At 42.0% G+C, this 25,300-nt stretch carries 17 protein-coding genes, 3 pseudogenes and 1 other annotated feature; of the genes and pseudogenes, 9 read left to right on the top strand and 11 right to left on the bottom strand.

All coding sequences use genetic code 11. The annotated features are described in order from the left end of the window. Positions 1-28: 28 nt before the first annotated feature. The 4 genes and pseudogenes from AC4CVD_RS03780 to gabT all read right to left on the bottom strand — a co-directional run. Positions 29-1,120: pseudogene (locus AC4CVD_RS03780) on the bottom strand (outer membrane protein assembly factor BamB family protein); the annotation flags it as partial. 53 nt (positions 1,121-1,173) lie between these two features. After that, complete coding sequence (locus tag AC4CVD_RS03775; protein WP_004637176.1) at positions 1,174-2,106, bottom strand: IS5-like element ISAha1 family transposase; 933 nt, start codon at positions 2,104-2,106, stop codon at positions 1,174-1,176. A 328-nt stretch (positions 2,107-2,434) separates the two neighbouring features. Continuing rightward, entirely contained in the window at positions 2,435-3,883 is a 1,449-nt protein-coding gene (locus AC4CVD_RS03770) for an NAD-dependent succinate-semialdehyde dehydrogenase (protein WP_078426050.1), read from the bottom strand. A gap of 16 nt (positions 3,884-3,899) precedes the next feature. After that, a complete protein-coding gene (gene gabT, locus AC4CVD_RS03765; RefSeq protein ID WP_278345383.1) occupies positions 3,900-5,162 on the bottom strand; it encodes a 4-aminobutyrate--2-oxoglutarate transaminase in 1,263 nt (420 codons plus the stop codon). Positions 5,163-5,739: 577 nt separating this feature from the next. Here gabT and pdxR point away from each other — a divergent pair. The 8 genes and pseudogenes from pdxR to AC4CVD_RS03725 all read left to right on the top strand — a co-directional run bounded on the left by pdxR (position 5,740) and on the right by AC4CVD_RS03725 (position 17,378). After that, the gene (gene pdxR / locus AC4CVD_RS03760; protein ID WP_278345384.1) at positions 5,740-7,242 is read left to right on the top strand and encodes a MocR-like pyridoxine biosynthesis transcription factor PdxR; all 1,503 of its coding nucleotides are present in this window, start codon (positions 5,740-5,742) and stop codon (positions 7,240-7,242) included. A 413-nt stretch (positions 7,243-7,655) separates the two neighbouring features. Continuing rightward, positions 7,656-9,101 carry an amino acid permease gene (locus AC4CVD_RS03755; RefSeq protein WP_490752052.1) on the top strand — a complete coding sequence of 482 codons (1,446 nt, stop codon included), beginning with the start codon at positions 7,656-7,658 and terminating at the stop codon, positions 9,099-9,101. Between the two features lie 400 nt (positions 9,102-9,501). Continuing rightward, positions 9,502-11,610 (top strand): TonB-dependent receptor family protein, encoded by a 2,109-nt coding sequence (locus AC4CVD_RS03750; protein ID WP_078426042.1) that lies wholly within the window; start codon positions 9,502-9,504, stop codon positions 11,608-11,610. Between the two features lie 444 nt (positions 11,611-12,054). Then, positions 12,055-12,749 (top strand): annotated as a pseudogene (locus AC4CVD_RS03745) (alpha/beta hydrolase). 549 nt (positions 12,750-13,298) lie between these two features. Then, positions 13,299-14,758: pseudogene (locus AC4CVD_RS03740) on the top strand (cytochrome ubiquinol oxidase subunit I). Further along, positions 14,751-15,755 carry a cytochrome d ubiquinol oxidase subunit II gene (gene cydB / locus AC4CVD_RS03735; protein WP_004694788.1) on the top strand — a complete coding sequence of 335 codons (1,005 nt, stop codon included), beginning with the start codon at positions 14,751-14,753 and terminating at the stop codon, positions 15,753-15,755. The pseudogene AC4CVD_RS03740 and the gene cydB overlap by 8 nt, the downstream one beginning before the upstream one ends. A 14-nt stretch (positions 15,756-15,769) precedes the next feature. After that, entirely contained in the window at positions 15,770-15,892 is a 123-nt protein-coding gene (locus AC4CVD_RS03730; protein ID WP_004694789.1) for a hypothetical protein, read from the top strand. 79 nt (positions 15,893-15,971) lie between these two features. Next, the gene (locus tag AC4CVD_RS03725; RefSeq protein ID WP_159153136.1) at positions 15,972-17,378 is read left to right on the top strand and encodes an aminotransferase-like domain-containing protein; all 1,407 of its coding nucleotides are present in this window, start codon (positions 15,972-15,974) and stop codon (positions 17,376-17,378) included. 128 nt (positions 17,379-17,506) lie between these two features. On the opposite strand, the gene AC4CVD_RS03720 is transcribed toward AC4CVD_RS03725, so the two are convergent. The 5 genes from AC4CVD_RS03720 to AC4CVD_RS03700 form a co-directional block, all read right to left on the bottom strand. Beyond that, entirely contained in the window at positions 17,507-18,433 is a 927-nt protein-coding gene (locus AC4CVD_RS03720; protein WP_234303959.1) for an HPP family protein, read from the bottom strand. 18 nt (positions 18,434-18,451) lie between these two features. After that, the gene (locus AC4CVD_RS03715) at positions 18,452-19,162 is read right to left on the bottom strand and encodes an LrgB family protein (RefSeq protein ID WP_419381253.1); all 711 of its coding nucleotides are present in this window, start codon (positions 19,160-19,162) and stop codon (positions 18,452-18,454) included. Further along, complete coding sequence (locus AC4CVD_RS03710; protein WP_278344950.1) at positions 19,155-19,571, bottom strand: CidA/LrgA family protein; 417 nt, start codon at positions 19,569-19,571, stop codon at positions 19,155-19,157. Before AC4CVD_RS03710 ends, AC4CVD_RS03715 begins: the two co-directional genes overlap by 8 nt. 1 nt (position 19,572) lies before the next feature. Next, on the bottom strand, positions 19,573-21,225 hold the full coding sequence (locus AC4CVD_RS03705) for a nitrite/sulfite reductase (protein WP_278344949.1): 1,653 nt from the start codon (positions 21,223-21,225) through the stop codon (positions 19,573-19,575). A gap of 68 nt (positions 21,226-21,293) precedes the next feature. Continuing rightward, the gene (locus tag AC4CVD_RS03700; RefSeq protein WP_114837651.1) at positions 21,294-22,115 is read right to left on the bottom strand and encodes a hypothetical protein; all 822 of its coding nucleotides are present in this window, start codon (positions 22,113-22,115) and stop codon (positions 21,294-21,296) included. A gap of 185 nt (positions 22,116-22,300) precedes the next feature. Between AC4CVD_RS03700 and AC4CVD_RS03695 the strand changes: the two genes are divergently transcribed. Then, positions 22,301-23,233: an IS5-like element ISAha2 family transposase gene (locus tag AC4CVD_RS03695; RefSeq protein WP_001040037.1), complete on the top strand. Its 933-nt coding sequence runs from the start codon at positions 22,301-22,303 to the stop codon at positions 23,231-23,233. Positions 23,234-23,240: 7 nt separating this feature from the next. Here AC4CVD_RS03695 and AC4CVD_RS03690 read toward each other — a convergent pair whose 3' ends face one another. Together AC4CVD_RS03690 and AC4CVD_RS03685 are read right to left on the bottom strand one after the other, a co-directional pair. After that, positions 23,241-23,915, bottom strand: a complete 675-nt coding sequence (locus tag AC4CVD_RS03690; RefSeq protein WP_114837649.1) for a glutathione S-transferase family protein — start codon at positions 23,913-23,915, stop codon at positions 23,241-23,243. Positions 23,916-24,046: 131 nt separating this feature from the next. After that, positions 24,047-25,266, bottom strand: a protein-coding gene (locus AC4CVD_RS03685; RefSeq protein WP_490752049.1) for an IS3 family transposase whose coding sequence is annotated in 2 segments (ribosomal slippage) — positions 24,047-24,990 and positions 24,990-25,266 — 1,221 coding nt in all. Because the reading frame shifts where the segments join, the coding sequence is not laid out codon by codon here. Continuing rightward, positions 24,875-24,991 (bottom strand) — a sequence feature (AL1L pseudoknot). It overlaps the preceding gene by 117 nt. Positions 25,267-25,300 lie beyond the last annotated feature (34 nt).

Genomic DNA, 25,300 nt, shown 5'->3' with positions numbered 1-25,300 from the left:
CGGCAGGCTTCCCATACAATAAAACGTTTTAATCGGCTAAGCTATACGCAACCACATAATCACCATGATCAGGCGACTGACGTGCCCCACCTGCGGAAATGACCACATATTGCTTGCCTGTTTTTGGAGAAATATAGCTCATTGGTGTACCTTGGCTACCTACGGGTAAACGCGCTTTCCATAACTCTTCACCATTAGATGAATTGAAGGCGCGCAAGTAGAAGTCTTGTGTTGCAGCAAAGAACACTAAACCACCTTGAGTTGCCATTGGACCACCAATAGTTGGCATACCAATCGGCGCTTTTAAGCCCATTTTGATGCCCATTGGACCCGTATCTTCAACCGTACCTAAAGGCACTTGCCAAGCCACTTGACGGGTTTTCATATCAATCGCCGTCATGGTTCCGAAAGGTGGTTTTTGGCATGGAATGCCCAATACCGACATAAAGCGGTTTTTATTCACTTTATACGGTGTACCCTTCATTGGCACTGCGCCCATACCAGTGTTGACCTTCTCTCCGCCACTGGCTTCAAGTTTTAAGTCTTCAGGCGTTTGTTTAATCAGCTGAATCCACAGACCTAGGCGCATGTCGTTGACAAACATATAACGATGCGTTGGGTCAAATGCGATACTGCCCCAATTCATCCCACCCAACGAACCCGGAAAACTTAAAGATATATCAGAACCCGGTGCAGTAAAGAGACCGTCATAACGCATCGATTTAAAGTTAATACGACACATCAACTGGTCAAATGGCGTTGCGCCCCACATGTCCGATTCAGTCAAAGTTTGATTGCCAATTTGTGGCATTTCAACTGAACGTGGCTGAGTTGCACTGTATTGCTCATCAGGAATATCTGCAGCTTTGACAGGTTGTTCAATGACTTTGGTTAAAGGCTTGCCTGTCACACGATCGAGTACAAAGAACTGACCAGATTTAGTGCCAATGACGACAGCAGGTTTGGTTTGCCCATTTTGCATTGGAAAATCGACCAAGCTTGGCTGTATGGGTAAATCGAAGTCCCAAAGATCATTGTGAACGGTTTGATAAACCCACTTCTCTTTACCTGTGGTTGCATCCAAAGCCAAAACAGAAGAATTGTACTTATGGTCTACAGGTGGCTTTGTTGCACAAACATTCAAAAGCTAAACTTCTTCCAAGTTATCTAAATTTAAGTGGCAACTTGGGTGTGAGGTCGGCCTAAATCTGTAAATTTATTTAATACGGCCACACGTGCATGAATCTCATTGACTTGGCTTTGAAAGTTTCTCGCACGGAGTTTATCGCCTAATAATTTGATGCAATGCATCTTGGTTTCTATCAGACTTCTGCGATGATAGCCTGACCAATTTTTCCATATTGTTCTTCCTAAACGTTTAACTGTTCGAAGTAATTCATTTCGCTCTAGCGAGCTGGTCTTTGTATCTTTCCAAGGTTTCGCATTTTTTCTTGGCGGAATCACCGCATGTGCTTGTCGGTCTGCAATTACTTGACGGCATTGCTTGGTGTCATAAGCCCCATCAGTATAGACAGAGTCAATCTGCTCATCTTGTGGAATCTGATCGAGTAAATCACCAAGCACTTGTGAATCACTCACATTATTTGTAGTGAGTTGAATAGCGCGTATTTGAAGGGTTTCAGCATCTATACCAATATGAAGTTTACGCCATTGGCGACGATATTCAGGTTGGTGTTTCTTACGCTTCCATTCACCTTCGCCTAGAAACTTTAAGCCAGTAGAATCGACGAGTAGCTGGAGACCATTACTGCTTTTTTGATAGTTAATTGCAATATCAATATGCTTTTGTCTTCTACAAATGGTTGAATAATCCGGTGCTGTCCAATCTAATCTACAAAGATGAATGAGACTTTGCACAAAGCCAGTGACCATGCGTAAAGAAAGACGAAATAAGGATTTGATCATTAAACAGCATTGGATGGCTGTATCTGAATAAGTTTGATTTCGACCATGTTTACCTTTGGGTTGAGCGTACCATTGCGTCTTGGGATCAAACCAAATTGAGAGATTTCCTCGATTTATTAATGCACTGTTATAAGAAGACCAATTGGTTGTACGATAGATTTTAGGTGTGGGCTTATTCATTTGAGAATTATATTGTGGAATAAGCCTTTAGAGATAGGTTTGTGCAACAAAGCCTATGAAAGCATATAAATATTTTAAATAGGCAATCAGGTGATTTAATTGATACTTCTTTACAGCGTGCGACACAAGCTATCATGAAAAATAATGACTTTAGTGATCTTATTTGGTTGATCAAACACTACCCCGCAAAACTATAAGTTTCAGGGTCAAACCAATATTAGACCTTGCAATATTTTAAAATAGATCGACTCTTTCCCAATATACACCCATAAAAAATCAGCCTTGAATGGGCAAGGCTGATTCTTTAACTGATGGTTACTGGACTAACTTAAACAGATAAGTCTACGCACAAATATTTCATTTCGAGATATTCGTCGATACCAAATTTAGAACCTTCACGACCTAAGCCAGACTGCTTCACACCTCCAAACGGAGCCACTTCATTTGAAATCGCGCCAGTGTTGATGCCAACCATACCGTACTCAAGCGCTTCACCAACACGCCACTGACGTGCTGTGTTTTGGGTAAACAAGTAAGTTGCTAGACCAAACTCTGTGTCATTGGCCATTTGCACTGCTTCTTCTTCGGTGTTGAAGCGGAACAATGCAGCCAATGGGCCAAATGTTTCTTCTTTCGCGACTTTCATCTCTTGCGTCACTTCGGTTAAAAGTGTCGGTTCAAAGAAAGTACCACCTAAGCTTGAACGTTGACCACCGGTTTTAACCTGTGCACCTTTGCTAATGGCATCGGCAATATGCGACTGTACTTTTGCAATCGCAGCTTCGTCGATCAAAGGCCCTTGGGTTGAAGTCTCAACTCGACCATCACCGACTTTTAAGTTGGTCACAGCAACCGCTAATTTTTCAACCAAAGCATCGTAAATACCGTCTTGTACATAAATACGGTTGGCACATACACAGGTCTGTCCGCTATTGCGGAACTTGCTGGCCATAATACCTTGTACCGCTTGCTCAAGATTGGCATCATCAAAAACCAATACTGGTGCATTACCGCCTAATTCTAAAGACAGTTTTTTGATGGTTGGCGCACATTGTTGCATCAAGATACGACCGACTTGAGTTGAACCGGTGAAGCTCAACTTTTTCACCGTGTCGCTTTCACACAATGTTTTACCCACTTCGCTTGAATCACCACTGATGTGTAATAACACGTCTTGTGGCAAACCAGCACGCAGTGCTAACACTTCTAAAGCATAAGCTGTTAAAGGCGTTTGCTCAGCAGGTTTCACAATCATTGAACACCCTGCTGCAATGGCAGGTGCTGCTTTACGTGTGATCATTGCTGCGGGGAAGTTCCACGGCGTAATTGCTGCCGTAACACCAATCGCCTGTTTGATCACCAACAAACGCTGGTTCGGCAGTGTTGGTGTTAAAACTTCACCATCGATACGGCGTGCTTGTTCAGCAAACCAACGAATAAATGAAGCAGCATAGCCAATTTCACCACGTGCTTCAGCTAAAGGCTTACCTTGTTCAGCAGTCAAAATCTGAGCCAATGACTCTTTATTTTCCTGCATCAAATCAAACCAAGCCCAAAGCACATCAGCGCGTTGTAGAGCTGTTTGTGCTTTCCACGCAGTTTGTGCCTTTTGAGAACGAGCAATCACTTGCTCAACTGACGCGCGGTCATGGGATTTCACCCATGCCAAAGTGTCATGTGTTGCGGCATCTTTGACTTCGATGTAACCGCCATTTTCAGGCATATCAAAACGAATATCTGGATGCTGTAATAAATCTTTATATTGCGCTTGAAGCATCATCATTACTCTTCAATTATGCTGCAGCAGAAAGTGCAAAACCTTGTTTTAAAATGTTTAAGCCAGCACGGAATTGTTCTGCAGGAATCGTTAAAGGATATAAGAAACGGATCACATTACCATAACGACCACAGGTCAAAATAAGCAAGCCATTTTGCATTGCATAGTTTTGAATTGCTTTCGCTTGATCCGCCGTTTCCAACTCAATCGCGACCATTGAACCCAACGCACGAATTTCTTGGACTGTAGACGAAGACTGTTTGAGTTCATTCAGAACTTCAACCAACTCTGCGCCCAATACATTTGCACGTTCGCAAAGACCTTCTTCTTCAATCACGTCCAGTACGGCATGCGCAGAAGCTACAGCCACTGGATTACCTGCATAAGTACCACCTAGACCACCTGGGTTCGGTGCATCCATCACTTCAGCACGGCCAACCACACCAGAGATTGGGAAACCACCACCAAGACTTTTCGCCATAGTGATTAAATCGGCTTTGGTCTCGTAGTGATCCATGGCAAATAACTTACCAGTACGGGCAAAGCCTGTCTGTACTTCATCTGCAATAATCAAAATACCGTGTTGATCACATAGCGCACGTAAACGCTTTAAGAATTCAGCAGGAACAACGTTGAAACCGCCTTCACCTTGAACAGGTTCAAGCACAATAGCAGCGACATCATGCGCCGCAATATCTTCAGCAAAAATATCTTCAATGCTTTCAATCGCAGCATCGACAGTAATGCCTTTTGACTCTACTGGATAGCGCGCATGGAAAACGCCTGCAGGCATCACACCAAAGTCACGTTTGTACGGTGCAGTTTTACCCGTCATTGCCATCGTCATAAATGAACGACCGTGGAAACCGTTACCAAAAGTCACAATACCGTGACGACCTGTGTAAGAACGTGCAATTTTCACTGCATTTTCTACAGCTTCGGCACCAGTAGAGAAGAATGTTGTTTTTGCTTCACCAGCAATTGGCGCACGTGCATTAATACGTTCAGCCAAAGAAACATAGCTTTCATACGGTACAACTTGGTACGCTGTATGGGTGAATTTAGTCAATTGTTCAGTAACAGCAGCAATAATTTTAGGATGACGGTGACCTGTGTTCAGTACCGCAATACCACCCGCGAAGTCAGTATATTGATTCCCTTCAGCATCCCAAATGGTGGAATTTTCTGCTTTCTCCGCATACCATTGACACATGACACCAACGCCACGAGGAGTCGCTTTTAGTTTACGTGCGTTCAGTGCAGAGTGTTTACTGTCCATTTTGTATCCTCATTCTTGATTCATACATTTATAAAATTTCAGCGTCCCGATCATGCTTTTTGCTGATATACAAAGGACGTGGGGTTTATTGCATTTTGCGCTTTTATTGGCACTAGACGAGAGCCACTTTTCATCAGACAGATGGAGCCAATTCACCCTACCCCTTTATAACTATTTTCCAGATAAAATATTTATTTATTAAAAATTAATAGTTTAAAAAATATAAATTTAAAAAAGGCATACTTATACAAGAGGGCCATTACGGTATTCAACCGAATCACCCAAAATGCTAAAGAAGCCCAAAATTCAGCAAATGACTAGGCTAACCTAGAAACCATTTATGTCCTTCTTTAGGCTTTTCTAATTGTATTTTCAAGCCGTTGTATTCGATTATGTAAATCATCTAAAAAAGCTTTTGCTTTGGATGCGACTTGTGTATATTTCCAGCCCCTTAGTCGCGGGCATTTACTCCCAACGTCTACAAGCGAAATGCTTTACAACGGCTGCCTGACGAGATAATTTTGCATTTACGGTGATCGCTCACGAAAGCCATTTTAATATTGTAGGAGAGAGCCAATTGCGTAGCTTGCTTGGAGATTATTTACTGCAACGATTACAGCAAGATATTGACGGAACCCTACAATTGCGGTTGTTTCGCTGCTTACGCAACGCCATTATTGACAGTGTGCTCGCACCCAAAACTCGCCTACCTGCATCGCGTGACTTAGCCAAAGAAATTAAAGTCTCACGCAATACCGTACTTAGTGCGTACGAACAATTACAAGCGCAAGGCTATGTTGAAGCACGTACAGGCCAAGGCACGTGGGTCGCTGAAAAACTCCCTGAATCCTTTTTGGTCAAAGCTGAAAATACCAATAATCAAACCCAAGAAAAAAAGACCCAGCAGAATTACAATTTGTCGCAGCGCGGTTCCTATCTCATCGGCTATTCAGCTGCATCGCCTTACCAATGGGGCGCGTTTGTGCCCGGTGCACCTGATGTCACAGAATTTCCGCACCATATTTTTAGCCGTATTCAGACCCGCCTCAGCCGTGAACCCGAAATTAACAGTCTTATTTATAGCAATGCGGGCGGTTGTTTAGAGCTGCGCCAAGAACTGGCAGAATACCTCAAAATTGCGCGTTCGGTGCAATGCGATGCAGATCAAATCATTATTACTGAAGGGACACACCAGGCGATCGATTTGGTTTCACGGACCTTAAGTGACCCAGGCGATGAAATTTGGATTGAAGATCCTGCTTATTGGGGGGCACGGAATATTTTACGCATTAATGGCGTGAATCTACGCTCCTTACCTGTCGATCAAGAAGGCATTATTCCTGACCTAGACCCAAAAACCCCGCCTAAACTGATTTTTGTAACGCCTTCACATCAGTACCCTTTAGGCTCTCACTTAAGCTTAGAACGTCGTAAACAATTGATTGCCATCGCGCGCCAGCATAAAAGCTGGATTGTGGAAGATGACTATGACAGTGAGTTCCGCTTCTCGGGTCAGCCCTTCCCTTCTTTGCAAGGTTTGGAACCTGATGCACCTGTCATTTATATGGGAACCTTCAGTAAAACCATCTACCCTGCGTTGCGCATTGGCTATTTGGTGGTCCCTAAAAAGTTGTTTTCACCACTGCGTATTGTGGCATCGGAACTATATCGGGGCGGGCATTTACTGGATCAAAAAGTCTTGGCAGAGTTTATCCGTGAGGGCCATTATGAAGCACATATTCGTCGTATGCGTTTACTCTATAGCAAGCGCCACGCCTTTTTAATCGACCTGATTACACGTCATCTTGGGGCAGATTTCCTGCATGAATACAATACCGCTGCTGGTTTACATTTGATTTTAAAGCTGCCGAGCAACATGGATGATGTGTTGATTGCTAGCAATGCACTTGATCAAGGCGTAAAAGTTCGAGCACTGTCACAATACTATACCAAGCATTATTCAACACGGCAGAAAGGACTACTATTGGGCTTTGCCTGTGTCCGTGAACAAGAAATATTGGTGGCTTTTGGTGTGTTACTCAAATGTCTGCGAAATGCAGGAGTTCGTACGCTGAGTTGATTATTTTTATAAATTAGATACTTAAGTTTTTTAAAACCATTCGACTTGCGACTAAAGCAGCAGTTACAAAGCTAAGTTTTGCTGCTTCATTCTATAAATTATTGAGATGAGAGTAAACATTGGCTCCCCAGCTTTTCACATTTTAGCTGCAATTGGCTCCTTCCAAATGCTAAAAAATGGCTCTCGTTTACTGAGAACAAAAAAGAGAGATTAGGTGCATACATAAACAACATGTAACCGTTTTGTAGCCAAAGTGTGATTTTTCACGCTTTGACAGAAATATCAGATTTATTCATTTTTGCCTTAATAATAATAAAGCCTCTGATCATTCGGTTACAGTTTTAAAGGATGAGTAGTCCGAAAAAGGCTTTGCCCCCTTTTGAAACTACCTCCTTAAGATTAAGGAAAATTATATGGAAGCACCTAAACAAAGCGCTGTGCCGGATGCATCTCAGGGCTTAAAAAATGGACTTAAGTCGCGTCATCTCACCATGATCTCGATTGCAGGTGTCATTGGTGGTTCACTGTTCATCGGCTCGGGAAATGTTATCTATTCAGCAGGCCCTGCTGCAGTTTTGGCCTATGCGTTTGGTGGATTACTCATTCTGTTAATCATGCGTATGCTAGGTGAAATGGCCGTTCTCAATCCAGACAGTGGGTCATTTTCAACCTATGCAGATCGTGCCATTGGGCGTTGGGCTGGTTTTACCATTGGCTGGCTGTATTGGTGTTCTTGGGCTTTGCTGATGGGCTGGGAAGCCTATGTCGCAGGTAAAATTCTCAACAGTTGGTTTCCCTTTATCCCAATCTGGGGTTACATGCTGGTCGTAATTGTGTCCTTAGTTTTGGTTAACTTACAAAATGTCAAAAACTATGGTGAATTTGAGTTTTGGTTTGCACTCATCAAAGTAATTGCGATTGTGATTTTCTTAGTGATTGGTAGCTTGGCTATCATGCATTTATGGCCATGGGGTCAAGCAACTGCATCAGGAATCACGCATTTAACTGCGGACGGCTTCATGCCGAATGGTTTCTCGGCAGTCATCACCGCCTTACTCGGGGTTATGTTTGCCTACATCGGTGCTGAAATTGTTACGGTTGCGGCGGCAGAATCAGAAAACCCTGCCCGTGAAATCCGTAAAGCGTCTAACTCGGTGGTTTGGCGAATTATGTTGTTCTATGTCGGTTCAATGTTTATTACCGTATGCCTCATTCCACATAACAATCCACTGTTAAAAGATCCAACTTGGGGAACCTATAGTGTGACTTTGTCAGCACTTGGCATTCCAGAAGCAAAACACATTGTTAACTTTGCAGTCCTGACCTCGGTATGTAGCTGCTTTAACTCGGCACTCTATACCTGCTCACGGATGTTATTTTCACTGTCCAACCGTGGCGACGCACCGAAAAGCTTTGGTTCAATCAACCGTAATGGTAGTCCGTGGATGGGCGTTCTGGTCTCGTCATTATTTGCTCTGGTCGCAACGTACCTTACTGCAACTGAAAGTATGAATGTCTATGACATCTTCATGTTAGCAACAGGTACAGCAGCGTTGTATGTCTACTTGACCATTGCCTTCTCACAATTACGTATGCGTAAAAAATTAGAAGCCGAAGGACAAGTGATTGACTTTAAAATGTGGTTATTCCCTTGGCTCACTTATCTTGCCATCGCATTTATCATTGGCGCACTCATTACCATGCTTGTGGAAGGCACCTACTTCAAAGAAGTGACTTACACTAGTTTACTTGCTCTGTTTATTGTTGGATTGGGCATCTGTGCACAGAAATTTAACTGGGGAAAGCATGCTCAAGATAAGCCTATGAATACTCAGGCGGACTTGACCAACAATCTGTAATGTTAAACTAATGTCAGATTGAGCAAAATTCAACATACACTAAAACCAATGGCCTCCCAGTGAAAGCCATTGGTTTTTTAGGCTAAACTCAGCAATAAGTTCAATTTTTACTCAAATGTTAGCCACCGTTTTTATCTATCTTTCTGTATTCATATTCTAGAAAACTGTCAGCCTGTTTGATATTGCAGAGCCCTTTCAGAAAAAAATTTTGTATAGATTGCCGCCTCACTTTTAAGTGCTTTCACTATTCCCTTTATTCTAATAATTTTTATATAACACTTGAATAAAAAGCAAACGATTATCATTTACAGATCTCGCTAGTCAGCTTATCATTTCACAAACTTACAAATTCTCCGTATTTTCTTCACATTTAACCTATACATCATTTTAAGGATCTCTTGTGTTACTCCCTCATTTCAAAAAATCAGTCCTCACCCTCTGCTTATTTCCCTCCATACTTTATGCAGCCGATACATACCCTACTGTGACGCTTAACCCGATAATTGTGCAAGCCGAAGGCAACTGGTTAGATGAAGCCAATGCACAGAAAGTACTAAATCATGCTGGAGCGCGTACAGTCATTCAGCGTGATGAGTTGATTAACCGAGGCGTAACTTCTGTCAAAGAGGCTTTACGCACTGTGCCTGGTATTCAAGCTCCTGAAAATGCAGGAACAGCAGGGAGTGATGCATCGTTAAGCATCGGTGTCCGTGGTTTAACGTCACGGTTTTCACCACGCTCACAGGTACTCGTGGACGGTGTTCCACTTTCGTTTGCCCCTTATGGTCAATCACAACTCTCCTTAGCACCCACTAGTTTAGGCAATACTGAAAGTATCGACGTGGTGCGTGGCGCGGGCTCTGTTCGCTTTGGGCCACAAAATGTAGGAGGGATTATTAATTTTAACTCGCGTACAATTCCTGAAACCTTTGCTGGAACGGTAGACCTCACTACAGAAATTGCAGAAAACGGTCATGTAAAATTTAACCCCAACTTATTTGTGGGTGGAACCTTAGACAACGGTTTAGGCTTAGCGCTGTTATATTCTGGCGTTAATGGAGAGGGTTTTCGCGATAAAAATGATGACTCTGACATCAACGATATTCGCTTAAAAGCAGCTTATGCAATAGATGAATATGCAAAAATTGAAGCCAATCTACACCGCTACGATGCAGATGTAGATATGCCTGGAGGTTTAACCCCTGCTCAATTTGCTGAAAATCCATATCAGTCCTTGCGCAATCATGATTATATGAAAGGGCATCGTACTGACGGTTCAGTTAAATACAGCTATAAAAAAGATGACAATGCCTTTGAGCTTTTGGCCTATCACACTGACACCTTCCGTGATGCAGGAATGGAACGTAGTGGATCAAAACTGTACCAAACGGCGCCACGTAATTATAAAGTGACGGCAATCGAGCCACGGTATTCGCATGCGTACCAACTTGGGACTACTGAAAATGAAGTTTCTGTGGGCTATCGCTATCTACATGAAACTAGTGAAGAGGCGGTTAATCGTGCAAGCTATAACACGGTCACAGGCCCTACAAATGAATATGCTTGGACCAAAGCAGACGGGAAAACAGATGCACATGCATTGTTCATCGACAACCGCACAGATGTGGGTGCATGGTCTCTGATTCCTGGTGTTCGTTTTGAGAAAATCAAAACCACCGAAAATATGTACAAATTAAATAAAGATGCATCGGTACTCAACGGAGTACATGCTGAAAAATCCTATGATGCAGTATTACCAAGCTTTTCAGTCATGTATAAAGCCAATGATTTGTGGAATATTTTTGCAAACTACGGTAAATCTTTTGCACCACTACAATATAGCCAAATGGCTAATACCAATGCGTCAGGTGCCTATCTGACCATGCAAGGCTTGCAACCTGAAAAAGCCAATAATTATGAAATTGGTACACACTATTTAGACCCATATCTATCCCTAGAATTCACCCTGTTTTATATTGATTTTTCTGATGAATTAAAACGAGATGATGCAACTCAAACTTACTCAAATTTAGGTGCCACTGAACACAAAGGAGCCGAGTTCGGATTTAAATATAATCTCGGTGCAATCAGTGACGAACTCAGCGGTATTTCGCTATATGCCAATACCACTTACACCAAAGCAACCGCATCTGCTGGGGAAAACAAAGGACAAGATCTCGACTTTTATTCACAATTGGTCGGCAATGCTGGAATAGACTATAAAGTTGATCAATGGACACTAAACACTAATTTCTACGGTCAATCTGGTCAAACCGCATCGGGCACCCATGATGCTACTGGACGCTATGGCAACATTCCTGGTTATGGTTTAGTGGGTGTTCGGGCATCCTATGATTTTTCCAACACACAACTCAATGGTCTCAAAGTGGGCTTCGGTGTGAAGAACCTATTTGACCGTGAATACTACACTCGTTCAGCGGATCAAGTCGGTGGAATGTATGTAGGTGCGCCACAAACGTATTATCTACAAACCTCATTTGATTTCTAGACACTCAATTCTAGAAAAGCAAATATTCAGGCAGAGACACCTCTCATTCATCTTTGCAAAAGTGATGTCCTCGCCTGAAACAACTTTCCCTTTATTTCTAGACAGCACCAAAAGCTGAAATGGATACTCTATCTGATAAATGTCAGCCCCTCGGCATAAGCTGCTCAACTCAACCTACAACCTTCAAATCTAATAAAAGATACTAGAATCCCTTAAAATAAACCGATAAAAGGTTATGCCCTATTTTTACTAAATTTTAGATTCAATATAAAAATTAAGTACTTAAATAATAAATATGTTTTCAAAAATGACTGCGAAAATTTAGCCCACTCATCTCTTTAACTTACAATCAGTTGATTGTAACAATACAGAGAAGCATAAAACCAAGCTAGTCTCACTAAATTTTTCACGATAAGATGATATTTTTACTCTAGGGATAAGAAGATAAATAAGAAGCCAACAATTATTTTAGTACATGGATTTTGGGGCGGCGCTGCCCATTGGTCGAAAGTCATTACTGACCTATCTCACCGAGGTTACGAAGCCTTACGTGCCGTTGAACTGCCGCTCACCTCTTTGGCGGATGATGTCGAAAGAACCCGTAAAATGATTGCACAAGTACAAGGAGATGTACTTTTAGTTGGCCACTCCTATGGGGGGCGGTCATTACCGAAGTGGGTAATCAACCCAATGTTGTGGGTCTAGTCTATATTGCAGCTTTTGCACCCGATGCTGGTGAAAGTCCAGGTGGCATTACGCAGCAACATTTACCCGTTGGTGCCCCCAACTTAGAACCCGACAGTGACGGATACCTTTGGGTCAAAGCCGATAAATACCATGAAAGCTTCTGTCAGGACTTAACGAATGATGAAGGACTGGTCATGGGCATCACCCAGAAAGCCCCTGTTGCGAGTACTTTTGGCGATACCATTTCAAACCCAGCATGGAAAAACAAACCATCTTGGTACCAAATTTCAACTGAAGACCGCATGATTCACCCTGAAAACCAAGCCATGATGTCTTCACGCTTAAATGCTCAAAAAGTCATTTCTTTAGATGCCAGTCATGCTTCACTCGCGTCTCAACCCAAAGTCGTTGCTGATTTAATTGATAAAGCCGCAACTTTCCTTGCGCGTTAAACTATCTATATTGAAGGGAGTCTACAAACTCCCTTTTTAGAGCTATTTTAAGTATCAAACGACTTCGAATCACAATAGATAGCGCAATATCATTATCCTGTAGGTGTAAATATTCGCACATACTCGGTTCGATGGCTGTCAGCTAGACTTCAGCTTTTACTACTGAAACTATCCTTTATAATAAAGTTCCCTCGTTAAAAGTTTTATTCAAACTACGCTATTTCAAACAAGGTGTTATGCAAGTTTTGAATAACATTTTTTAACTAATTCAGCATCAAAACTTTCTGTATATTTTAATGAAGTAATAAGAATGAATAGATCATAAAAACAGTTCAAAAAATATAACAGACTAAGTGCAATTTTCTATTTTGTTATATTTTTTCTCTCCAATTCTTGTACCTACATCTTCTAGACATCCTGATGCAAGATCATCATCAGTATTTTAAGTAGGTAGTTTTTAATGAAACGATCTATGCTTTTTTATCATTCCGATTTAGACAGCAACTGGGTATCGAACCGTCGATATTCCTGCCAGCCATGGAGGATGCAATGAGCCTCGGATTAACCGCACTTGAGTTGGCAAGAATTCAATTTGCCTTTACTGTTTCTTTTCATATTATTTTTCCTGCAACCTCTATTAGTTTAGCCTGCTTTCTTGCCATGCTGGAATGGAAGTGGCTGCGCACCCAAAATCCAATTTATAAAGACTTATTCAAGTACTGGATTAAGATTTTTGCCGTGGCATTTGCTATGGGAGTTGTTTCAGGCATTGTCATGGCCTACCAGTTCGGCACCAACTGGAGTGAGTTTTCACGCATCGCAGGCAGCGTCACAGGGCCATTGCTCACGTATGAAGTCATGAGCGCCTTCTTTTTAGAAGCCGGTTTCTTGGGCATTATGCTATTGGTTGGGGACGGGTCAGCCCCAAAGCCCACTTTTTTGCCACGTTAATGGTCGCTATCGGTATTTGTATTTCCATGTTCTGGATTTTATCCTCCAACAGTTGGATGCAGACACCTCAAGGCTTTGCCATTGAAAATGGCATTATTGTCCCCACAGATTGGTGGGCAATTGTGTTTAACCCATTCTTCCCCTACCGATTTGCCCATATGGCAGCAGCGGCCTTCCTAGTCTCATCACTTTTAGTGGTCGGCACCGCAGCATGGCATTTGCTGAAAGGTCGTCGTGATGAGTTAGTGAAAAAATCTTTTTCCATGGGCTTATGGATGGTCCTGGTCACGTCTTGCTTACAAGTTGTGATTGGGGACAACCACGGTTTAAATACCTTAAAACACCAACCTGCAAAATTGGCAGCCATTGAAGGTCATTGGGAAACCAATCGTGATCATGGCATGCCTTTATTACTGTTCGCTTTACCGAATATGGAAACAGAATCGAATGATCTTGAGATTGGTATTCCCAATCTGGGTAGTTTGATTCTGACGCATTCCCTAGAGGGTCAGGTCACTGGTTTAAAAGACTTCGCAGCTGAAGACCGTCCGAATGCACTGATTGTATTCTGGAGTTTCCGTGTCATGGTTGGCTTGGGTATGTTAATGGTTTTACTCTCATTAACAGCGCTGTGGCTGCGTAAAAAAGGCTCTTTATATGAAAGCAGTTGGTTTCATAAATTTGCCATCATCATGGGGCCTACAGGTTATATCGCGCTCCTAGCAGGTTGGGTCACTACAGAAGTTGGTCGCCAGCCTTGGGTGGTGTATGGCGTGATTCGAACTAAAGACGGTTTATCGCATACAGTCACCGCAGATCAAGTCGGCTTGAGCCTGATTATTTTTGTTCTGGTCTATACCGTCGTCTTTGGCGCGGGTATTTACTACATGCTGCGCTTGATCAAACTAGGCCCTGCTTTTTCTACGCCTTTAGATGCCGTACAAGATACTGGCCCGGGGCATTTTAAAACCCCTCTACGTCCACTCAGTGCTGTTGAAGAGTCTATCGATACCACTGATCCCTCTGCTCAAAATAGTAAGGAGAAACCACATGATTGATCTCGCTTTGGTTTGGGTCGGTATCATCGGGCTCGGGGTACTCATCTATGTGGTTATGGATGGTTTCGACTTAGGCATTGGCATTCTGTTTCCCTTTATGAACGGAACGCAAGAACGTGATGTGATGATGAATACCGTCGCGCCCGTTTGGGACGGTAATGAAACATGGATGGTCCTCGGTGGTGCTGGCTTATTCGCTGCATTTCCTTTGGTCTATTCAACTGTTTTATCGGCACTGTATTTACCCATTATTTTTATGGTAGTGGCTTTGATTTTCCGCGGCGTAGCATTCGAGTTCCGCTTCAAAGCCACGCGCACCAAATACCTCTGGGATCTTGCGTTTATCTGGGGCTCTATCTTATCGAGCTTTTTCCAAGGCGTGATTTTAGGGGCTTATATCCAAGGTATTCAGACCACCAATGGTATTTACAGCGGTGGTGGATGGGACTGGTTCACGCCATTTACATGTTTTACCGGTCTAGGGGTCGTGGTCATGTACGCCACTTTAGGCTGTGGCTGGCTCATTTGGAAAACCGAAAAAGAGATACAACAACGGATGTATCATCTGATGCCTAGACTGATTATTGCTTTGCTCATCATCTTCGGTGCAGTGAGTTTATATACGCCACTGACCCATCCTGAAATTGCGCAGCGTTGGTTCTCTCTGCCGAATCTATACTATTTTAGCCCCGTGCCAATTTTAGTTTTACTGTTTGTAGGCTTGATTCTATCGGCATGCAAAAAGCAGCATGAACTAAAACCGTTTATCTATACTTTGGCTTTAGTCTTTTTGGCTTTTACTGGCTTCGTCATCAGCTTATGGCCCAATATTATTCCGCCATCGGTCACTATTTGGCAGGCCGCTGCACCTGAGTCAAGTTTAAAGTTCACCTTGGTGGGAGCTGCAATTTTAATCCCAATCATCATTGCCTATACCTTCTTGTCCTATTGGGTGTTCCGTGACAAAGTACGTATAGGAGATCAGGGTTATCATTAATTGAGGAGATAGACATGAAAAAATTTGTTGATCGACTCAGCCCACGATTATGGTTTATTTTATTGTGGTGCTTTGGCTTTATTTCTCTCGCACTGATTGCGGGTTTCTTTAAGCTGTTGCTGAGTTTTGCTTACTAAAACCAGCCAAGCATTTTTTATGAATTAGGCACGGGACTTTCAATACATGTCCTGTGCCTTTTAATTGCAGCGAACCCATATGTATAAATCAGAAAAACTTGCGCTCAGCCTGAAACATTTGATTGAAAGTGGTTTTTGGAAAGCCAACGATAAACTACCTTCACTACGTCAACAAGCTGAAACATCGGGTTTTAGCCTGATGACGGTGATGAATGCCTATCAGGAACTCGAAGCGCAAGGTCTGATTTATTCACAAGAAAAACTCGGTTACTTTGTGACAGGCGATGCGCGCTCAGAAAGCAACTCCAATAGTGTCATCCTCAACGAAAAAATTGAAATCAACTCTAAAATTTTCAGATATTTAAAATCGATCCAATCTGAACAAATGGTTCCCTTTGGCATTGCCTTTCCCAACAGCCAACTACTCTACTCTGCCAAGCTGATGCAAACGTTGGGACAACGTGCCAAACACCGTCTCAGTTATGAACAGATGCCAAGTTTACCTCCCGGAAACTTTGAGCTGCGGAAACTGATTGCGCAGCGCTACTGTATGCAAGGGATTCCAACAGACCCGTCCGATATCGTAATTACCTCGGGCGGATTAGATGCTTTAAACCTCTCCTTACAAGCTATGACCCAACCGGGTGACTACATTTTACTTCAAAAAACAATATTTTATGGCGCATGGCAAGCGGCTGAACATTTGGGCCTGAAAGTCATTAGTATTCCTGAACATGAAGAACACGGTATTGACCTTGAAGCTTTTAAAGATGCAATTGAACGTTATCCAATTAAAGTCTGTCTGCTGATGCTCAACAGTCACAACCCAATTGGTTTTACGGTCAGTGACGACATCAAATACCAACTGGCAAAGCTACTGCACGAGCGCGATATTTATTTAATTGAAGACGATGTTTATGAAGAACTTTATTTTGATCATAAAAAACCGCTGTCGATGAAATACTTTGATCAGAAAAATTTGGTTTTACACTGCTCTTCTTTTTCAAAAACTTTAGGTGCGGGTTTTCGGATTGGTTGGGTCTATGCGGGTAAATTTTCGGAGCATATTCAGCATCTACAGCTGATGAGCACGCTTTCCGTTAACTCGTTTATTCAAAATGCTTTGGTTGATTATTTATCGCATCGACACTATGAAAAGCACTTAAAAACTTTGCGTAACACCTTAAAACGTCTCAAAAATCAGTATTACACTTATTTATCTGAACATTTGTCTGAAGATTATCAAATTCATTATTATCCATCGGGCTATTTTTTATGGATTACCTTGCCTGAGCAGATCAATGGCAATTTAATTTATGAGCAGCTCTTAGAGAAAAATATCAGCATTGCGCCCGGCTCATTATTTTATCAAACGGATAATATTCCACATCATATTCGGATCAATTGTTCATTTGAAATCAATGAACGTATTCAAAATGCCTTAGATGCCTTGATCCAATGTATTTATCCAGAAGCATTTGAATAAAAGTTGAATGGTTTAAATCCAGACTGATTTAAACCATCTTTTTATTTGAAGAGACTCACTGCCCATACTGCAAATATCACCATCCCAGAGATAAAATGACATGATCAGATCATGTCATTCCTCTCAAGTTAGGTATAGGATTTCTCAGCACTCATATTCTGAAAATAGGTGCGATAGATATAGACACAGCCGAGTGAAAAACCAGCCATCAGACCAGATGCGACAGGTAAATGCATCACACTGTCTTGTGGAAAGACGAAAACCAAAAATGGAAAGGCATATACTGCAGGAATTCGCATATCAAAGAGCTTGAGCAAAAGAAACATCAAGGGCATATATATGAGGGTGAGCAAGATCCAATCTTGAATCCACAACTGCATAAGCACGGCCATTGAAATCGACAGTGTCAACACAGCAACCTGCTTAAGATACATTTTCAACGAATACATCATCATATTTAATGATTCGTACACCACCACTGTAATCGGTGGAATCAGTGCCATCGCTTCAACCTTGAAAATAGCAGCGAGTGCAAAACCGATTAAAGTAATACTGGCATATACACCTATTTTTCGTCGATCAAAATTGCCTTTCCTCTCCACGCCTTGGTTCAGTTTAAAGAGCACAACACCCAACATCAGGATAAAACTGGTGGCAAAAATCGAAATCAAAAACGATATTTCATAGGCTTGGGTCACAATCGGCAAGAAACCCGTGGCCAGTGCGGGCGGTAATATATAGTTAAACATCCGCATCACAAGTAACATGGCACAGAGAACCAAAACCAGTTTGAACAGATATGAAATCGGCATCAAATTAACGCAGAAGCCGATTACAGCCGTCAAACTGGGTAAAATAAAAATTTTATCTGGCTGATTGAGCCACTGTTTATCTCGATAGACCCACAGCCCAACCGCCATCGCCGCCATTTCAGGCAGAATAATTTCACGATCATTCAGTCCATAGGCAGCCGCCACCATGAGTACTATAAAGACAAAGGCCGCAAGATAGCTTTTGGGGCTTAAGATTGTCTTTGCATGTGACATAGGATTCATATTCGATTCCTTATTGATTTAAAAAGATATAAAGCCAAGTAAATCCTTCGTCACTGCAATCAGCGATGGCGCAAATAGCACCATAATGATTCCTGAAATAATCATCGAGAGACTGGCAATGACGCCTTCCAATTCATGCCGCTGTCTTGCCCGAACTATGCCCATAGCATGTGCGGCATTACCCAGTGCTGCGCCAGAAGCAAGGTGATTTTTGTATTTGATCCAAAACAAAAGGAGGTCTCCCAACAACATACCGACCAAACCTGTAATCACGGTAAATAGCGGAATCAGGCTGATAGAGCCCCCCACTTTTTCGGTAAGCACCAAAGCGAAAGGAATCGAAATGGAACGCGCCAACAGGCTATTTTTAACGATGTCATCAAAATCCAATAGGCTCGCCAAAAACCAACTGCTGAAAATACCCACCAACATGGCGAGGCTAGAACTGAAGAGCAACACTTTAAAATGTTGCTGAATCATGCGGCGATAACGAAAAACAGGAATAGCAAAAGCCACTGTGATTGGACCGAGCATGGCCACCAAATATTGGGTATAAAAGTAATAGTCTTGGAACTGATGCTGTAAAAGAAAGATCAGTACGATGCTCAAGCTAGGAACAACAATAATGGGGGATAAATAGATTTTTTGTGTTCGAACAAAAAGTTGCTTTGCCATGAAATAGCACAGCACGGTCCAAACCAAGTAAAAAAGCCCCCAGCATTCAGTCATACTGATCTTCCTGTTTTGGTTCCTGATTTAGCTCTGGCTGCTTTAACAGCAACCGCACGCTATATACAGAAACCATCATCACTAAAGCGGTGCTGATTAAAATCACTAGCAGAATTTTCCAACCACTGGTGATCAATAAATCCTGATATTGAATCACACCGACCACAGGCGGAATGAAAAACAGCAGCAATTCAGCCAGCAACAGATCGGCACCGCGTTCAACGTGGGCTAATTTCAGCCACTTCATTTCAAGCAAGAACAGCAGCAGAAAAAAACCAAGTACTCCAGATGCCACAGGCAAATTCAACAACTTTTGTAAGACATAAGCACAGCTCCAAACGGCCAAAATAATGATGATTTGGTAGCTCGCAGTGTTTAACTTCTTCAGCCGAGTTCGGTCGTCCAACATCTCAATTTATGTCCGCATATGCCCGCGCTTTAAACGGCTGGATCGAAACACGTTTGTAAGTTTCTAAAAAAGATTCATGCTCCAAACGCAAATCCAGATAAGTATTTAGAATTTCTTCGAGCACATCGGGAATATCTTCCACAGGAAATGATGGCCCTAAAATATCACCGATGGATGCATCATGATCTGAGTTACCGCCTAAACTAATTTGGTAATATTCAGCGCCTTTTTTATCGACACCTAGAATGCCAATATTACCGACATGGTGGTGTCCACACGCATTCATACAACCTGAAATGTTCAAATCGACCCTGCCTAAATGATATAAAGCATCCAGATCATCAAAACGGCGAGCAATCGCCTCATACACCGGAATGGATTTGGCATTTGCCAAGGAGCAAAAATCGCCACCTGGACAGCAAATCATGTCAGTCAGAAAGCCAATATGCGCACGAGCCAAATTGCCACGATCTAAGACTTGCCACAGTTCAAACAGATCCTTTTGGCGTACATCGGTTAAGGCAATATTTTGCTCATGCGTGGTTCGCAGCTCACCAAAGGTATATTGGTCAGCCAAATCTGCAATTAAACGCATTTCATCGGAAGTCATATCCCCCGGTGCTACACCCGCCCGTTTTAAGCTGATCGTAACGATGCGGTAGCCCGCGACTTTATGTGCATGGGTATTGATATTGAACCAGTGTTTAAACTTCGGATACTGTTGGAACAACGCCTCAAAATTTTCTGCATCTAAAGGTTCATAGGCAAACGGTCGAAATACGGCATCCATTTGCGCTAAAACACTAGGCTGAACTTTGAGCAGTGTTTGAGTATGTGCAAACTCAGCTTCCACTTTTTCCGCAAAGCCCGCTGGAGTGAGGGCTTTCACTAAAATTTTAATACGCGCTTTGTATTTATTATCACGGCGACCATGCAAGTTATATACACGCATGATGGCATCTAAATAAGCAATTAAATCTTCACGGGCTAAAAATGGCTTAATCACATGTCCCGCTAAAGGGGTGCGTCCAAGCCCACCACCGACTTTAATTTGATAACCTAACTCCCCCGTTCCATTTTCTACCAGATAGACCCCAACATCATGAAAAGTTGTGGCAGCACGGTCTTGTTCAGGGTGTGCACAAACTGCAATTTTGAATTTACGCGGAAGGAATGAAAACTCTGGATGGAAAGTACTCCACTGGCAAATTAGTTCACAGGTGGGGCGCGGGTCTGTGAGCTCGCCCTCAACTACACCTGCATATTGGTCTGTGGTGGTGTTTCGAATACAGTTGCCACTGGTCTGAATAGAATGCATGTGTACTGTAGCGAGTTCCTGCAAAATATCGGGGACATCTGCAAGCTGCGGCCAATTCAGTTGAATATTTTGACGCTTAGAAATATGCGCATAACCACGGTCATACTTCTGTGCAACCTCAGCCACCTTACGCAATTGCTCTGTGTTCATTAAGCCATAAGGCACTGCCAAACGTAGCATGGGTGCATAACGTTGAACATATAAACCATTTTGTAAGCGTAAGGGGCGGTATTCTTCTTCGGTCAGTTTTCCCTCTAAATAACGCTGGGTTTGGTCGCGAAACTGTGCGACACGTTCATTCAATAAATTTTGATCAAAGTCTGTGTATAAAAACATGGGGATGACCTAGGTATATGCATCAATTGAAAGAAAAGCTGTTTTGAATGGGAGATCAAAAATGCAAGTTAGGCGAAAAAAGTCGCCGGCTTTCGGGACACGCCATGTTGTAGACAGGTCTGCATATACTCGGCATAGACCGATAACTTTTCATAAATATGCTCGGCATAGAACATATCTTCAACCAACTGGGTCGCTTGCTGCTGGTTATAACTGCCATAACTCAACAATAACTGCGCATTCAATGTGGCGAATTTTTCACATAAATCGATATATTGCTGATCTTTGTTTTTAAAGAACAATTTCCGCATATTCCATTCACTACTGTCGATGATGACATCTTGTGGATGGGTAGAAATATAGTTGATTTTGACTTTAAAAAACTGTTCCAGCTCTGCGAGTTTTTGTGTATTGAGCACCAATGATGTCACCAAAAAAATCTGCGAGACATCAGTTCGACATAGCGCTTTGATCAATGAAAAATAGAAAAAATCGACATCATTGAATACGCTATCACTCAAATCTAAATAAACATTGAGTGCCTCAAGCACGTCATCTATTTTTAGGTTTTGTTTTTGCTCTGCTTGATAGTAACGATTGAGGATATTGAGTACGGTTGGCGTGGCTGGACTGCTATAAATCACTGGATGGTTTAAATTTGCCAAGATAAAAGGCGCAAATAAAAATGCGACCTCGGCATGTTCTGCTTGAATGGCAGACTGCACGATATACTGAACTTTAGCGCTTGAAAAATCACGTAAGACTTTAGCACGCAGCAAAGTTGCTTCTAAGTTTAAATACTGCTGCGCAAGTAGATGTTGCAGTTGATCTGAAAGACCCTGCCCCTCAACCAATTCAGAAATTGTATTCAGTTGCTGTGTTATAAACATTACGCCACCATCAAGATTGTGATCCCTTCTTGAGTCAAATTTTCAGCTATTTTGGTGTGAATGAGTAGCTACAGTAAGGCTTGAAAAAACTATAACAGCGTGCCTCCTTCTCAAGTTTTATAGGTGCAAAAGGCTTTGTTGCACAAACCTAGCCTATAAGGTTTATTCAGTCCTATAATTTCAAAATGAATAAACCTACTCCTAAAACTTATCGTACAACCAACTGGTCTTCCTATAATCGCGCTCTCATTAATCGGGGCAACATTTCCATTTGGTTTGATCCAAACACTCAGTGGTATGCACAACCACAAAACAAGCAAGGTCGAAATCAAACTTACTCCGATACGGCTATTCAATGCTGTTTAATGATCAAATCTTTATTTAGACTCTCTTTACGCATGGTCACAGGTTTTGTTCAAAGTCTGATTAAACTTTGTGGATTAAATTGGACCGCACCAGATTACAGTACGCTTTGTCGAAGACAAAAACATATTGATATTGCGATTAGCTATCAAAAAAGTAGTGATGGGCTACATCTACTCGTCGACTCAACTGGCTTAAAGTTTCTAGGTGAAGGTGAGTGGAAACGTAAGAAACATGGACCTGAATATCGTCGCCAATGGCGTAAGCTTCATATTGGCATCGATGCTGAAACCTTGCAAATACGTGCAGTACAGCTTACTACAAATAATGTGAGCGATTCGCAAGTACTCGGTGATTTACTTGCTCAAATTCCCTTAGATGAACGAATTGATTCGGTCTATACCGATGGTGCTTATGACACGAAGCACTGCAGACAAGTCATTCTAGATCGAGATGCACATGCGCTCATTCCGCCAAGAAAAAATGCAAAACCATGGAAAGATCAGAAATTGAGATCTTTAGAGCGGAATGAGTTACTGAAAACAGTTAAACGTTTAGGAAGAACGCTTTGGAAAAAATGGTCTGGTTATCATCGTCGAAGTTTAGTTGAAACCAAGATGCATTGCATCAAACTATTAGGTGATAAATTAACAGCAAGGAGTTTTTCTAGTCAGGTGAATGAGATTCATGCACGCATAGCCGTATTGAACAAATTTACAGAATTAGGTCGTCCTCATACCCAAGTTGTCACTTGAATTCTGTTCAAATGAGCAGAGTGTTATCTTTTAAATCTTTGTGCAACAAAGCCCTTTTCACACCATTTTGTTCAATTTGTACTGCGGCTTGCCAGCTAGGTAGTTGGCTTAAACCTGCTACATAACGTTGGATATGGGGATAATTTCCACCTTGTCCCATATGATAAACTAAAGCATGTAGTCCAAAGCCCATCATAAAGTCAGCACCGGTTAAACGGTCTGCCACTAGAAATTCTTTATCTTTTAAATATTCATTTAAATGGCCAAATACTTTATCGAACTCAACTTGAGTATAATTTTCTAGAAATACCAACTTCGTACCCTGCTTGGTTTCTATCGCATTAAACGTTTTTAACAAAAATGGCAGCATGGCCGAGCTTTCTGAGAAATGAATCCACTGTAGATAATCGACATAGGTAGATTCATCCATATCTGGTGCTAAATGCGGCGCAAGTTTCTGAATTAATAACTCAACGATCGCACCCGACTCTGCAATAACTTTGCCATCCCATTCCAATACTGGAGATTTCCCTAAAGAATGAATGGTTTTTAAAGAGTCAGGGGCCAAATGCGTGTTTGAGTCACGATAATAGCGTTTCAACTCATAAGGCTGCTTGATTTCTTCAAGTAACCACAAAATGCGAAAAGAACGTGATTGATCTAAATGATGTAGTGTGATCATGATAATTCCTATTTTTTAAATTTTTACAACCACTTTGCCAAAGTTTTCTCCTTTCAACATACCATTGAAAGCATTGATCGTGTTATCTAAACTGAACCGTACCAGGTACGTCGGAGACTTTTTTATTTAAGTTAGGCCACCTGACCTAACGGGTTAATCTTATCATAGTACATTGCTTCAAACTCAAAAGGCGATACATAACCCAGTGCACTGTGTACACGCTTTTTATTGAACCAATCTACCCAGTTTAGTGTCGCAAGTTGTACATCTGCTAAACCTTGCCAATCTGCTTTTAAATATTCAATCACCTCTGTTTTGTATAAGCCATTCACCGTTTCAGCCAGAGCATTATCGTATGAATCACCAGTTGTACCGACTGATACTCGTAAATTTGCTGCTTCTAAACGATTGGTATAGCGAATCGAAAGATATTGCACACCCCTGTCGGAATGATGAATCACATTCTTTGGCATGCCTCGATCGTGCAATGCTTGCTCAAGTGCATCGAGCACCATATCTGTATTCATCCGTGTAGATACTTTCCATCCAACAATTGCTCGCGAGAACACATCAATAATAAAGGCGGTATAGACCCAGCCTGAATGAGTTTGAATATACGTAAAGTCACTGACCCATAATTGGTCAGGTCGATCAGCACTAAAATTACGTTTCACTAAATCATCTGCTCGTTTTTGATCATCTCGGTTGCGGGTAGTTTGTTTGTTCTTACCTCGCCAAACACCTTGTATACCTAGCTTCTGCATCAATCGAGCAACTGTACAACGTGCGATGACATAACCTTCACGTTTCAGTTTTTGCCAAACTTTACGTACACCATATCGACCTAAACTTTCTTTCCAAATACGTTTGATTTGCTCTGCATGATGTAAATCATGCAGAGCACGTTTCGCTCGATGTTCTGGATTGTCAGCGAGATCTAAAGTTCGGTAATAGGTTGAAGCTGCGATCGGTAAAATCCTACAAATCGCATCAACACCATATCGATCTTTATTGTTATGGATAAAATCCACCATTATTTGTATGGGCGGTCGAGCTCCGCCTGGGCGAAAAAAGCGGCTGCTTTACGTAGAATTTCATTGGCACGCTTTAATTCTTTAATTTCACGTTCCATTTGCTTCATTTTTTCTTGATCAGATATCTGTTGTACTTTAATAGGATTTTGCTGATCTAAATGCTTTTGATGCCAGGCACGAAGTGTTTCAGGAGTACAACCAATCTTAGGCGCAATTGCTGTGATTGCAGCCCAAGTAGAAGGATAATCTTTTTCAGATTCAATCAATAATTGAACCGCTCTTTCTCTGATTTCAGGGGTATATTTTAATTTTGTCATCGGGATAGTCTCTCAGAATATTGACTCTCCGACA

This window comes from Acinetobacter sp. LipI_23, assembly GCF_058243045.1.
Note: the sequence above shows the minus strand (reverse complement) of the source record. Positions and strands in the feature narration are given on the sequence as shown.

What these genes read in the sequence shown, in the direction of transcription:
- AC4CVD_RS03720 (WP_234303959.1), bottom strand. Translation starts at nt 18,433, where the DNA reads ATGAATCCTATGTCACATGCAAAGACAATCTTAAGCCCCAAAAGCTAT.
- AC4CVD_RS03715 (WP_419381253.1), bottom strand. Translation starts at nt 19,162, where the DNA reads ATGACTGAATGCTGGGGGCTTTTTTACTTGGTTTGGACCGTGCTGTGC.
- AC4CVD_RS03770 (WP_078426050.1), bottom strand. Translation starts at nt 3,883, where the DNA reads ATGCTTCAAGCGCAATATAAAGATTTATTACAGCATCCAGATATTCGT.
- AC4CVD_RS03775 (WP_004637176.1), bottom strand. Translation starts at nt 2,106, where the DNA reads ATGAATAAGCCCACACCTAAAATCTATCGTACAACCAATTGGTCTTCT.
- AC4CVD_RS03730 (WP_004694789.1), top strand. Translation starts at nt 15,770, where the DNA reads ATGAAAAAATTTGTTGATCGACTCAGCCCACGATTATGGTTTATTTTA.
- AC4CVD_RS03700 (WP_114837651.1), bottom strand. Translation starts at nt 22,115, where the DNA reads ATGTTTATAACACAGCAACTGAATACAATTTCTGAATTGGTTGAGGGG.
- AC4CVD_RS03710 (WP_278344950.1), bottom strand. Translation starts at nt 19,571, where the DNA reads ATGTTGGACGACCGAACTCGGCTGAAGAAGTTAAACACTGCGAGCTAC.
- gabT (WP_278345383.1), bottom strand. Translation starts at nt 5,162, where the DNA reads ATGGACAGTAAACACTCTGCACTGAACGCACGTAAACTAAAAGCGACT.
- AC4CVD_RS03695 (WP_001040037.1), top strand. Translation starts at nt 22,301, where the DNA reads ATGAATAAACCTACTCCTAAAACTTATCGTACAACCAACTGGTCTTCC.
- AC4CVD_RS03705 (WP_278344949.1), bottom strand. Translation starts at nt 21,225, where the DNA reads ATGTTTTTATACACAGACTTTGATCAAAATTTATTGAATGAACGTGTC.
- AC4CVD_RS03690 (WP_114837649.1), bottom strand. Translation starts at nt 23,915, where the DNA reads ATGATCACACTACATCATTTAGATCAATCACGTTCTTTTCGCATTTTG.
- AC4CVD_RS03725 (WP_159153136.1), top strand. Translation starts at nt 15,972, where the DNA reads ATGTATAAATCAGAAAAACTTGCGCTCAGCCTGAAACATTTGATTGAA.
- AC4CVD_RS03755 (WP_490752052.1), top strand. Translation starts at nt 7,656, where the DNA reads ATGGAAGCACCTAAACAAAGCGCTGTGCCGGATGCATCTCAGGGCTTA.
- cydB (WP_004694788.1), top strand. Translation starts at nt 14,751, where the DNA reads ATGATTGATCTCGCTTTGGTTTGGGTCGGTATCATCGGGCTCGGGGTA.